We start from the raw sequence: 12,027 nt of genomic DNA on the forward strand, positions 1-12,027 counted from the left end.
CCCGCGGGCGCGATGAGCGGGCGGAGTTCGGCAGCCGACTTCCGGAGCAGCAAGAGGGTCCCCACAGGCACGACGGATTGCGTGCGGGTGGGGGCATGTCCTGGCCGGGAAGCCCGTCGGGCCGCGATGACTGGTAGTTACAGTATCTCGGCGTCGTGATATGCGCAGCGAAAAAGGATCATCGTCGGCCGACAGTTTCCCGGTTTGCGCTGTGGAATGGTGGCGGGCCCCCGGGACCCGCCACCGCCTCGACGTCAGCCGAAGGCGTGCGCCACCGCGTGCACCAAGTACCGCATCGCATCCGTGCCGACCCCGGCGGCTACGCCGACGGTGATCTCCCAGATCCACTTGCGGTGCGAGGGCGTGCACTCGACAGGACTCATGCCAGGCATCTCCTAAGGGAGTCGGAGCGGCAGGGAGGTCCCTACCGGGAGTCCGCCCTCAAGAGGTGAGGACTGCCATGTGACTTCATGGACCACCACTCCGAAAGTCCGCGACCGTACACCTCCGGGGAGGACGCGCGGCGCAAAGGGAGCCTATCCGATGAACGGCCGGGAACAGCAAACCGTTTGTCCCGCCGGAAGAGCGGCGCACGCCGACAGGCCCCGGTCTATTGCGGACCGGGGCCTGCCTGCTCGGAACTGCCGAGTTTCAGACCAGCTGGTCGTAGGCCGGGAGGGTGAGGAAGGCGGCGTAGTCGCTGTCCAGGGAGACCTGGAGGAGGAGGTCGTGGGCCTGCTGCCACTTGCCGGCGGCGAAGGCCTCCTCGCCGATCTCCTTGCGGATCGCGTCGAGTTCGGCCGCGGCGACCTCGCGGGCGAGCTCGGCCGTGGCCTTCTGGCCGTTCTCGAACTCCACGCCCGCGTTGATCCACTGCCAGATCTGCGAGCGGGAGATCTCGGCGGTGGCCGCGTCCTCCATGAGGTTGAAGATGGCCACGGCGCCGAGGCCGCGCAGCCACGCCTCGATGTAACGGATGCCGACCTGGACGGCGTTGACGAGGCCGTCGTAGGTGGGGCTCGCGTCGAGGGAGTCGATGGCGATCAGGTCGCCGGGGGCGACGCTGACGTCCTCGCGCAGGCGGTCCTTCTGGTTCGGCTTCTCGCCGAGGACCTTGTCGAAGGACTCCATGGCGATCGGGACCAGGTCGGGGTGGGCCACCCACGAGCCGTCGAAGCCGTCGCCGGCCTCGCGGTCCTTGTCGGCGCGGACCTTCTCGAAGGCGACCTTGTTGACCTCCGCGTCCCGGCGGGACGGGATGAAGGCCGCCATGCCGCCGATGGCGTGCGCGCCGCGCTTGTGGCACGTACGGACGAGGAGTTCGGTGTACGCGCGCATGAACGGGGCCGTCATGGTCACCGCGTTGCGGTCCGGCAGGACGAACTTGGCGCCGCCGTCACGGAAGTTCTTCACGATCGAGAAGAGGTAGTCCCAGCGGCCGGCGTTCAGCCCGGAGGCGTGGTCGCGCAGCTCGTAGAGGATCTCCTCCATCTCGTACGCCGCGGTGATCGTCTCGATGAGGACGGTGGCGCGGATGGTGCCCTGCGGGACGCCGACGTAGTCCTGCGCGAAGACGAAGATCTCGTTCCAGAGGCGGGCCTCCAGGTGCGACTCGGTCTTCGGCAGGTAGAAGTACGGGCCCTTGCCGAGGTCGAGCAGGCGCTTCGCGTTGTGGAAGAAGTACAGGCCGAAGTCGACGAGGGCGCCGGGCACGGCCTTGCCGTCGAGCTGGAGGTGGCGCTCGTCGAGGTGCCAGCCGCGCGGCCGCATCACGACGGTCGCGAGCTCCTCGGCGGGCTTCAGCGCGTACGACTTGCCGCTGCGCGCGTCGGTGAAGTCGATCCGGCGCTCGTAGGCGTCGGTCAGGTTGAGCTGGCCAAGGACGACGTTCTCCCAGGTGGGAGCGGAGGCGTCCTCGAAGTCGGCGAGCCAGACCTTCGCGCCCGAGTTGAGCGCGTTGATGGTCATCTTGCGGTCGGTGGGACCGGTGATCTCCACGCGGCGGTCGTTGAGGGCCGCGGGGGCCTCGGCGACCTTCCAGGAGTCGTCCGCGCGGATGTGCGCGGTCTCGGGGAGGAAGTCCAGCGTGCTGGTCCGGGCGATCTCCGCGCGGCGCTCGTCGCGGCGCTTCAGAAGCTCGTCGCGGCGGGGGGTGAACCGGCGGTGCAGCTCAGCCACGAAGGCCAGGGCGGCCTCGGTGAGGACCTCGTCCTGGCGCTCCAGGGGCTCGGCGTCGACGATGGCCAGCGGGGACGGCGCTGGTGCGGACATGGGCTGTCACTCCAATTCAGCGGCGGTGCCTTGCGGCCGCCGGGCCGCCCTGGCGGCACTGGGTGCCGAGGGCTCCGAGATACGGTCGCGGGCGCCGTCTGGGGTTCAGGGCGCTTCTGACCAGTGGAGAGTAGTTTCCTTATAGCGGAAGTTCAATGGTTTGTTGACGTCGAGATTCTTTTGATCGACAGATGCCGTGATCGAATGGCGCTGAGTGCCATCACGGTCACGCTCCATCACCGTCGTGCGCGGCGTGCCCCGCGGTGAGTCGGGGCAGGTCGGCAGGCGTGTCGATGTCGTACGGCTCGGCCACGTCCCCGCATTCGACGAGCGTGAGGGCGTCGGCGTGCGCCGCGAGGTAATCCCGTGCGCCGCGGTCGCCCGCCGCGCCCGCCGCCACCACCGCCCAGCGCTCCGCGCCGAACAGCACGGGGTGCCCGCGCCGCCCCTCGTACGCCGCCGCCGCCAGGTCGGCGCCCGCCTCGTACGCCGCCACCAGCCGTGCCACCGCGGCGGAACCGATGCCCGGCTGGTCGACCAGCGAGACCACGACGGCGTCCGCGCCCGTACCGGCCAGCGCGGCGAGGCCGGCGCGGAGGGACGCGCCCATGCCCGTCGCCCAGTCGGGGTTCTCGGTGACGGCGTACGCGGACAGCTCGGCCCGCGCACGGACCTCCTCGGCCGCCGCGCCCAGCACGATGTGCACGGGCCCGCAGCCGCCGTCCCGCAGCACCCGCGCGGCGTTCTCGACCAGCGGCCGGCCGCGGAAGTCCAGCAGCGCCTTGGGCCGCCCGCCCAGCCGCCGGCCGCCCCCGGCCGCGAGCAGCAGCCCGGCGACGGCGGGCCGGCCGGCTCCCGCGGACGGGGTGGGCGGGGGAGTGGTGGGGTGCGCGTCCGCGCCGGAGGAAGTCATGGGGCCTGCTTACCGCATCCCAGCGCATCGCAGCACGCGGCGTCGCGCGCAACCTGCCGGCGCGCCCCGCGCACCACGGGCGCGCCGCCGGAAGTCAAGTCGCGGAGGGAGCGACGGCGATTCTGCGACAGATTTGCCCGTGGGGGCGACGGGAACAGCGCCGGTCACGGTCGTGACGCACTCGGCCGCGGGGGCGCGGAGCCCGGGCCGTGCGCCGGAGGTGCCGGTCGGGCGTCATGTGGCGGCCGGGGAAAGGTCCAACTGAATTTCGCTCTCCGTATGGCGCGAATAGCGCACCGTGGCGTTAACTGATCCGCGGCTTCCCGATGGAGCGGGGCCGGGTGAGGGGGCGATGAAGTGCGATGCGAACCAACGGCCGTGGAGGATGCCGTCGTTGTGGAGCAATGGCAGAGGCAGCGGCCGAAGCAGGAGACCGGGGTCGCGGACGACCCGCGCGTCGAAGCGCTGCGCGTGGCCGTCGCCCGGCTCCGCCGTGAACTGGCCGCCTACCCCGCGGAGCTGCCCGACCGGGGCGTCGCCGAGGAGGAACTGGCCGCGCTGGACGCCATGGTGAGCGGCGGCACGCCGGAAGTACCGCGGCTCCGCCGCTGCCTGCTGCTGATCGCGGGCGCCGTCGGTTCGGTCAGCGCGCTGTCGCCGACGCTCTCCGAGGTCCGCAAGGTCATCGACCTCTTCGGCGACATGCCGCGGAGCTGACGGCCCTCCCGGCGACGCACGGACGAAGTGCCGACGCGCGCGCGAAGCTGCCGACGTGAGTACGAGGCGGGGCGCGGGGCCTGATGTCCCGCGCCCCGCCTCGTACGTCTGTTGCGTGCGTCCGCTTCGTCTCCGCGGCGAGCCGCCGCCCCGGCTCCGCTACGCCGGCGTCTGGTTCGCCAGTGCCACCGACAGCTCGCGGGCGACCTCCTGGAGGACCGGCACGATCTTGTCCGTGGCGGCCTCGGTGACCCGGCCGGTCGGGCCGGAGATCGAGATGGCCGCCGCGGTGGGCGAGTCCGGGACCGGCACCGCGATGCAGCGGACGCCGATCTCCTGCTCGTTGTCGTCCACGGCGAAGCCCTGCCCGCGCACCTCTTCGAGGGCGCTCAGGAACGCGTCCGGCTCGGTGATCGTCTTCTCGGTCGAGGCCGGCATACCGGTCCGTCCGAGCAGCGCGCGGACCTCCTCCGGCGCGTGGCCCGCCAGCAGCGCCTTGCCCACGCCCGTGGTGTGCGGCAGCACCCGCCGGCCGACCTCGGTGAACATGCGTACCGCGTGCCGGGACGGCACCTGCGCGACGTACACGATCTCGTCGCCGTCGAGCAGCGCCATGTTCGCCGTCTCGCCGGTCTCCTCGACCAGGCGGGCCAGGTACGGGCGGGCCCAGGTGCCCAGCAGCCGAGAAGCGCTCTCGCCGAGGCGGATCAGGCGGGGGCCGAGCGCGTACCGGCGGTTGGGCTGCTGCCGGACGTAGCCGCAGGCCACCAGCGTGCGCATCAGGCGGTGGATGGTGGGCAGCGGCAGTCCGCTGCTGGCCGACAGCTCGCTGAGGCCGACCTCGCCGCCGGCATCTGCCATCCGTTCCAGCAGGTCGAAGGCGCGCTCAAGGGACTGGACGCCCCCGCTCGCGGCTGCGGGCTTGGCTGCGTCGGAAGGGCTGGCGCTGGACGGCGGCACGTCGCGTTCCTTTCGGATCAGGTGGTGTCGGGCCCGGCGCGTGCAGAGGGGGATTCCGCGTCCGACCGGGAGCAGCCTACCGTTCCCCTTCTGTCGACACACTGTCTATCGCACAGTCGTTCCTGCCGGTCAGCCGCCGTTTGGTGACCGGCCGGAGGTGCGACCTGGGTTACTCGCCAGGATCCCTTGACGGTGCTAGTGGGCGAAGCTACGTTCTGCAACTCGAAAGCTACTGCCCATTCTGTGGAATCCTCCAATTCACCGAAGCGCCGGGCCGTCCGCTCCCGCCGCCCCGTCCGGCCGGCCGTACCGGGCCTCCCGTACCGCTTCCCGCGTTGGAGCCTCCGGCTTCCTGGAGTGTCATGCGCATTCTCGTCATGAACCCCAACACCACTGCTTCCATGACCGCGTCGATCCGCGCCACCGCCACCGCTGTCGCGTCCCCCGACACCGAGATCATCGCCACCGAGCCGCTCTGGGGCCCGGAGTCGATCGAGGGCCACTTCGAGGGCTATCTCAGCGCCGCGGCCGTCCTGGACCGCCTCACCACCCTGGACTTCCCCTTCGACGCCCTGGTCATGGCCGGGTTCGGGGAGCCGGGCCGGGAAGGCGCCCAGGAGCTGCTGGACGTGCCCGTCCTGGACATCACCGAGAGCGCCGCCCAGATGGCGATGATGCTCGGCCACTCCTACGGCGTCGTCACCACCCTGGACCGCGCCGTGCCGCAGATCCGGGACCGGCTGCTGACCGCCGGGCTGCTGCAGCGCTGCGCCGGCGTCCGCGGCACCGGCCTCGGCGTCCTGGAGCTGGAGGAGGCGGCGACATCGGCGGCTGCCGGCGCGGGCGACCGGACCCCCTTCGAGGTCATCGTCGAGACGGCCCGCGAGGTCGTACGCGACGGCGCCGAGGTGATCTGCCTGGGCTGCGGCGGCATGGCCGGGCTCCAGGAGCGGGTCTCCGCCGAGCTGGGCGTGCCGGTCGTGGACGGCGTCGCCGCCGCCGTGAAGTTCGCCGAGGCGGTGGCCGGGCTGGGGCTCGCGACCAGCGCCGTACGGAGCTTCGCCGCGCCGCGCCCCAAGCGGATCGGCTCCTGGCCGCTGAGTACCCATCTGTCCCTTTCGGCCGCCTCGTCCCCGCGTAACGCCGAATTTTCGTCACAGACATCAGGCATCTGATGTCTGAGGTCTATCCCTGGACATCAGGCATCTGATGTCTTTGCCCGCAAGGCCCGCACGCACCCCACGCACAGCAGTCGAGGTTCCGTCCCCATCCGCCCGGGAGGATCACGTGGCACCCTCTGCACCACCCCCGCTGCAACCGGACCCCCGCCTCTACAACGAGGACCTGGCTCCGGCCCCGGAACGCAAATGGGGCACCTACAGCGTCTTCGCGCTGTGGATGTCCGACACCCACGCGATCAGCAACTACGCCTTCGCCTCCAGCCTCTTCGTGCTCGGCCTGCCGGCCTGGGAGGTCTTCCTCGCGCTGCTGGCCGGCATCACGATCGTGTACTGGCTGATGAACCGCATGGGGCACGCCGGCCACCGCACCGGCGTCCCGTATCCCGTGCTCGCCCGCGCCAGCTGGGGCGTCTACGGCGCGAACATCCCGGCGCTCCTGCGGGCAGTGATGGCGGTCGCCTGGTACGGCATCCAGACCTGGCTCGCCTCCACGGCCGTCGTGCTGCTCGTGCTCCAGGTCGCGCCCGGCCTGGACCAGTACAACCACAACTCCGTCCTCGGGCTCTCCACCCTCGGCTGGATCTCCTTCATGCTCATGTGGGGACTCCAGGCGGTGCTGCTGACCCGTGGCATGGAGTTCATCCGCAAGGTGCAGGACTTCGCGACCGGGCCGGTCGTCTGGCTGGTCGTCCTCGCGCTCGCCGTCTATCTCGTCGTCAAGGCGGGCGGGGACATCTCGCTCACCGACAGCCTCACCGGGCTGAGCGGTGGCGAGCAGGCACGGCAGAGCCTGATCGCGGTCAGCCTGACGGTCGCCACGTTCCTCACGCTGGTGCTCAACTACGCCGACTTCGCGCGCTTCACCCCTGATCACCGGGCCTACAAGCGCGGCAACCTGATCGGACTTCCGGTCAATTTCACCGCCTTCGCGGTCGTCGCCGTGCTGGTCACGGCCGGCACGATCTCCGTGTTCGGCGAGGCGATCTACGACCCGGTGAAGGTCATCCAGAAGATCGACAACCCGGTCGTGACGATCGTCGGCGCCCTCTCCTTCATCGTCGCCACCATCGGCATCAACGTTGTCGCCAACTTCGTCTCGCCCGCCTACGACTTCGCCAACCTCGCGCCGAAGTACCTGAACTTCAAGCGCGGCGGCATGATCACCGCGGTGCTCGCGATCGTCGTCATGCCCTGGAAGCTGTACTCCTCGGCGCTGGTGATCCAGTACTTCCTCGGCGCCCTCGGCGCGTTCCTCGGCCCGCTGGTGGCGATCCTGCTCGTCGACTACTACTTCATCCGCCGCGGCCGGATCGACGTGGACGCGCTGTTCGCGGCCGACGCGGCGGGCCAGTACCACTACCGCAAGGGCTACAACCCGAAGGCCGTGCTCGCTTTCGTGCCGTCCGCCGTGGTCTCCGCGGTGATCGCGCTGGTGCCGGCCTTCGACGTACTCGCCCCGTTCTCCTGGGTATTCGGCATGGGCGTCGCGGGGGCGCTGTACTTCCTCGTCTCGCGGCGCGCCCGGACGACCGGCGAGATTCCTGACGAGATCATTCCCTCGCAGGTCGGGGCCCCCGTCGAGAACCCGGCGCAGGGCCTGGAACAGGTGCGGGTCACGGCCGCCGAGGGGGCCTGAAGGCCGCGAAGAGGGGTCTTGACGGGCCGCGGCCCGGCATGAAAACTCTTCAACAGAAAGTTGAATTCCGCAGTGCGGAAGCGCGCTGCGGGGGTGACGCAACAAGGAAGGGGACCGGGTGTCCGACGCAGAGCTGATGCTCCGCTCCACGCGAGTCATCACACCGGAGGGGACGCGCGCGGCGTCCGTCACGGTCAGGGACGGCAGGATCGCCGAGGTGCTGCCGCACGACGCCGAGCCCCCCGCCGGGGCGCGGGTCGAGGACTTCGGCGACGACGTCCTCCTCCCCGGGCTCGTCGACACCCACGTGCACGTCAACGACCCCGGCCGTACCGAGTGGGAGGGCTTCTGGACCGCCACCCGCGCGGCCGCGGCCGGCGGCATCACCACGCTCGTGGACATGCCGCTCAACAGCCTCCCGCCGACCACCACGGCCGAGAACCTCGACATCAAGCGCGAGGTCGCCCGGTCCAAGGCGCACATCGACGTCGGCTTCTGGGGCGGTGCCATCCCCGGCAACGTCAAGGACCTGCGTCCGCTGTACGACGCCGGCGTCTTCGGCTTCAAGTGCTTCCTCTCGCCCTCCGGCGTGGACGAGTTCCCGCAGCTGGACCAGGAGCAGCTGGCCGCCGCGCTGGGGGAGATCGCCGGCTTCGACGGCCTGCTGATCGTGCACGCGGAGGACCCGGGCCATCTGGAGAGCGCGCCGCCGGTCAGCGGTCCGAAGTATGCCGACTTCCTCGCCTCCCGCCCCCGCGTCTCCGAGGACGAGGCGATCGCCGGCCTGATCGCGCTGGCCAAGCGGCTCGACGCGCGCGTCCACGTCCTGCACCTCTCCTCCTCCGACGCGCTGCCGCTGATCGCGGCCGCCAAGGCGGAGGGCGTCAAGGTCACGGTCGAGACCTGCCCGCACTTCCTCACCCTGACCGCCGAGGAGATCCCGGACGGCGCGACGGAGTTCAAGTGCTGCCCGCCGATCCGTGAGTCCGCGAATCAGGACGCGCTGTGGCAGGGGCTGGCCGACGGCACGATCGACTGCATCGTCTCCGACCACTCGCCGTCCACCACCGACCTGAAGACGCCGGACTTCGGCAACGCCTGGGGCGGCATCTCCTCCCTCCAGCTCGGCCTCCCGGCGATCTGGACGGCGGCGCGCGCCCGCGGCCACTCCCTGGAGGACGTCGTCCGCTGGATGGCCGCGGCCCCCGCGGCCCTGGTCGGCCTGGACCGCAAGGGCGCCATCGCCCCGGGCCGCGACGCCGACTTCGCGGTCCTGGACCCGGAAGCGACCTTCACGGTCGACCCGGCCCATCTCCAGCACCGCAACAAGATCACGGCCTACGCCGGCAAGACCCTGCACGGCGTGGTCCGCTCCACCTGGCTCCGCGGCCGGAAGATCAACGACGCCGGCGACCTGACGGAACCGACGGGGGAGCTGCTCGTTCGGTCGTAGGGCATACCGGGCCGTCGGGCACACCGCAGCGAAGAGCCGTTCCCCGCACGGGGAACGGCTCTTCTTCCCTTGTCCCGTCCGCGGCGCGCCGCCATGCCGCATGATGAACTCCGCGAAGCGGTCGGGAAAGGTCACGGGGGGACGGTCAATGGGCGACAGGACGCATCACCGGCGCGAGAGACTGCACATCATCGAGGAGTGGAGCCGTACGGGAGTGCTGGCGGAGCGCCGCACCCTCCCCATCGAGCAGCAGTTCAGGGAGCGGGTCGCGCGCACCGGCTCCCGGCTCTTCGTCCCGCTCGCCCTCGCCCACTCGGACGACATCTGGTACCACACGCAGATCTCCTATCTGCTGGAGGCGTACGACGCGCTGCCCGCCCGGCCCGACCTCGCCTTCGACTCGGTGTGGAAGGTGTGGGAGTCGACCGTCGGCCTGACCGTGGTGGCCCGGACGGGGAAGCCCCGCAACATCACGGACTCGCTGCGGTACGTGAGTGATCATGTGGCCCTGGACGCCGGGACGTTCGAGACCGTGGTCGCCGCGCTGCCGAGCCAGACGTGCGAATACCTCTTCAAGAGGATCGTCCGGGAACGAAGGGCCGCGAAGGGCAGAGGCGTCGGGCTGCGGTTGGCGGGCGGCGCGGACGGCACCGCGATCGAGGCGCTCCTGGACCTCATGGAGGACGGGGCGGCACAGGGCGAGGAGCTGGACGCCGCCCGCCGCGGCGCGATGCTCCTGCGCCGCGCGCTGGCCGGCGAACTGCTGCGGATCGGGACGGAGGAGGTGCGGCTGAGTGCCACGGCCCGGCTGCGGATCCTCCTCGGCGGCCTGCTCTACACCGCCAGGAACGAGCGGTACCACGGTGAATCCTTCTCGCCGTTCTACAGCAGCGCGGCCACCCTGAAGACCTACACCCACCCGCATTACCTCTTCCTCGCCACCTACGCCCTCGTGCTCCTCCTGTGGTCCCGGGGCGGGCATGCGTACAGCCCCCGGCCGGCGGACGTGGCGCGGAACGTCGCCGAGAACATCGGCGAGGCCAGGACGCTCTACGGCCGGCACTGGCTGGCGTGAGGAGCGGCCTGCCCGGCGACGCTCACCCCTCCCGAAGTCCCTCCCAGAACATCAGCTCGTAGGCCTGGAGGAGGCGGCCGTAGCGGAGGGCGCGGGGGTGGTCCAGGGTGGCCGTGTCCAGGGCGTGCTGGAGGGCGGTGAGGGTGCGGTCGGCGAGTTCCGGGGCGGGGGCGGCGAAGAAGTCGAAGAAGGCGCAGGCCTCGTCGGTGAAGCCGTAGCGGTGGCGCATGGCCTGGCCGACGGCGCGGCAGTAGCCGCCCCAGGCGGTGAAGTTGGCGGCGAAGGCCAGTACCGCGTCGGCCGGTTCGGCGCCGAGGGCGAGCCAGGCCGCGTACGCCGGGTACGCCTGGCAGCCGGGCCGCGGCTCGTACTCCGCGGTCTCCCGCTCCGTCAGACCGCAGGCGGCCGCGAGGGTGCGGACGTGCTCCAGCGCGACGCGCTCGCCGTCGGCGAGGAAGGTGAAGAACGCCGCGACCGGCGGCTCGGCCGCGGCCCGCCCGGCGAGATGGCGGAAGCTGCGCCGGTCCGAGGCGATGACGTGGTGCTGTTCCAGGGCGAGCGCGGCGAAGACCTCGCGCGGGGCCTCGCCGGCGGCGATGGCCGGGACGAGGGTGTTGGCGCCGGGCCCGGGGGTCAGGTCCCGTACGGCGGAGTCGAGGACGTCGGACGCGGAACCGGCCATGGGCGGCCTCCTCGGACGGCGGGCGGGGCGGCGCCCCGCGTGGTCCCCTCCAGTGTGGCGCCGGCGCCCGCCGGAGGGGCGGAGACACGGACCGGCCACCCGCGCGGGTGGGGCCCGCCCGGATCAGCCGCCCCGGTGCGGCGCGGTGGAAAGCGCCGGGAGACCGGCGGCCTGCGCGTCGGCGGCGGTGGTCAGTTGCGCGAGCAGGGCCCGGACGGCCGGCAGCGCTTCGTACTCCGGCAGCGTCAGCGCGACGATCTCGCGGTGCACCGCCGGTTCGAGCCGGAGCAGCCGGACGGCGCCGGTCTCGGCTGTCAGGGCGATCTCCGGGAGGACGGCCACGCCCAGCCCCGCGCGGACCAGGGCGATGGCGGTCAGGTGGTCGTCCGTCACCATGTCGATGCGCGGGGCGAAGCCCTCCGCCGCGCAGAGGTCCGCGAGGTGGCTGTGGCACTGCGTGCAGCCCGCTATCCACGCCTCGTCGGCCAGCTCCGCGAGGGTGATCTCCCCGGTGTCCGCGGTCGCGGCGAGGCGGTGCCCCGGGGGGGCGACGACGAGCAGCCGGTCGGTCAGCAGGAGGCGGGTGATCAGGCCGGCCCAGTCGTCGGCGCCCGGACCGGCCCCGGTGAGCTTCGGGTACCGGAAGGCGAGCGCGATGTCGCAGTCGCCGCCGCGCAGCATCTCCACGGCGCGCGGCGGCGCGGCCTCGGCGAAGGTCACGTCGGTGTCCGGGTGGCCGGCACGCAGCCCCGCCAGCGCCGTCGGCACCAGCGCCGACATGCCGCTGAGGAAGGACACGAGCCGGACCCGGCCGAGGCGTGCGCCCTTGATGTACGCCATCTCCTCCTCGGCGGCGTGCAGCCGGGTCAGAATACGCCCGGAATAACCGTTCAGGATTTCCCCGGCCTCGGTGAGCCGGATTTCCGTTCCGGTATTACCGGTGTGCGGATTGCGTACGACGAGCGGTGTCCGTGCGGAATTCTCCAGTGCCGCTATCTGCCGGCGCACGGCCGGCTGGGTGCAGTCCAGAGCGCGCGCGGCCGCCGCGAACGATCCGGTCTGTGCGACGGCGCGCAGGACGCGGAGTTGGCGTGGCTCAAGCATAGGCGCACAGTAGGGAGTTGATCCTGGTAGGGCAA

The 12,027-nt window shown here is 71.4% G+C and carries 11 protein-coding genes; 5 read left to right on the forward strand and 6 right to left on the reverse strand.

Annotation, left to right across the window (positions count from 1 at the left end; all coding sequences use genetic code 11):
* Window positions 1-254: 254 nt before the first annotated feature.
* The 3 genes from ACZ6WH_RS29475 to ACZ6WH_RS29485 all read right to left on the reverse strand — a co-directional run bounded on the left by ACZ6WH_RS29475 (window position 255) and on the right by ACZ6WH_RS29485 (window position 3,184).
* Entirely contained in the window at window positions 255-383 is a 129-nt protein-coding gene (locus ACZ6WH_RS29475) for a DUF6408 family protein (RefSeq protein WP_469732000.1), read from the reverse strand.
* Between the two features lie 268 nt (window positions 384-651).
* Window positions 652-2,271, reverse strand: a complete 1,620-nt coding sequence (aceB, locus tag ACZ6WH_RS29480; RefSeq protein ID WP_469732002.1) for a malate synthase A — start codon at window positions 2,269-2,271, stop codon at window positions 652-654.
* Between the two features lie 226 nt (window positions 2,272-2,497).
* Window positions 2,498-3,184 (reverse strand): nucleotidyltransferase family protein, encoded by a 687-nt coding sequence (locus tag ACZ6WH_RS29485; RefSeq protein WP_469732004.1) that lies wholly within the window; start codon window positions 3,182-3,184, stop codon window positions 2,498-2,500.
* Window positions 3,185-3,580: 396 nt separating this feature from the next.
* Here ACZ6WH_RS29485 and ACZ6WH_RS29490 point away from each other — a divergent pair, with 396 nt between their 5' ends.
* Window positions 3,581-3,901: a DUF5955 family protein gene (locus ACZ6WH_RS29490; protein ID WP_432859911.1), complete on the forward strand. Its 321-nt coding sequence runs from the start codon at window positions 3,581-3,583 to the stop codon at window positions 3,899-3,901.
* 159 nt (window positions 3,902-4,060) lie between these two features.
* On the opposite strand, the gene ACZ6WH_RS29495 is transcribed toward ACZ6WH_RS29490, so the two are convergent.
* Window positions 4,061-4,861, reverse strand: coding sequence for an IclR family transcriptional regulator (locus tag ACZ6WH_RS29495; protein WP_432859913.1), 801 nt, complete (start codon window positions 4,859-4,861; stop codon window positions 4,061-4,063).
* Window positions 4,862-5,223: 362 nt separating this feature from the next.
* Here ACZ6WH_RS29495 and ACZ6WH_RS29500 point away from each other — a divergent pair, with 362 nt between their 5' ends.
* The 4 genes from ACZ6WH_RS29500 to ACZ6WH_RS29515 all read left to right on the forward strand — a co-directional run bounded on the left by ACZ6WH_RS29500 (window position 5,224) and on the right by ACZ6WH_RS29515 (window position 10,206).
* The gene (locus ACZ6WH_RS29500) at window positions 5,224-6,036 is read left to right on the forward strand and encodes an aspartate/glutamate racemase family protein (RefSeq protein WP_469732007.1); all 813 of its coding nucleotides are present in this window, start codon (window positions 5,224-5,226) and stop codon (window positions 6,034-6,036) included.
* A gap of 34 nt (window positions 6,037-6,070) precedes the next feature.
* Window positions 6,071-7,678, forward strand: coding sequence for an NCS1 family nucleobase:cation symporter-1 (locus ACZ6WH_RS29505; RefSeq protein WP_469732009.1), 1,608 nt, complete (start codon window positions 6,071-6,073; stop codon window positions 7,676-7,678).
* Between the two features lie 118 nt (window positions 7,679-7,796).
* Window positions 7,797-9,131, forward strand: coding sequence for an allantoinase AllB (gene allB / locus ACZ6WH_RS29510; protein WP_469732011.1), 1,335 nt, complete (start codon window positions 7,797-7,799; stop codon window positions 9,129-9,131).
* Between the two features lie 148 nt (window positions 9,132-9,279).
* Complete coding sequence (locus tag ACZ6WH_RS29515) at window positions 9,280-10,206, forward strand: hypothetical protein (protein WP_469732013.1); 927 nt, start codon at window positions 9,280-9,282, stop codon at window positions 10,204-10,206.
* A 22-nt stretch (window positions 10,207-10,228) separates the two neighbouring features.
* On the opposite strand, the gene ACZ6WH_RS29520 is transcribed toward ACZ6WH_RS29515, so the two are convergent.
* Complete coding sequence (locus ACZ6WH_RS29520) at window positions 10,229-10,888, reverse strand: thiaminase II/PqqC family protein (RefSeq protein WP_469732015.1); 660 nt, start codon at window positions 10,886-10,888, stop codon at window positions 10,229-10,231.
* A 123-nt stretch (window positions 10,889-11,011) separates the two neighbouring features.
* Window positions 11,012-11,992, reverse strand: coding sequence for a LysR family transcriptional regulator (locus tag ACZ6WH_RS29525; protein WP_469732017.1), 981 nt, complete (start codon window positions 11,990-11,992; stop codon window positions 11,012-11,014).
* Window positions 11,993-12,027 lie beyond the last annotated feature (35 nt).

It is taken from the genome of Streptomyces sp. NPDC050806 (assembly GCF_055586425.1).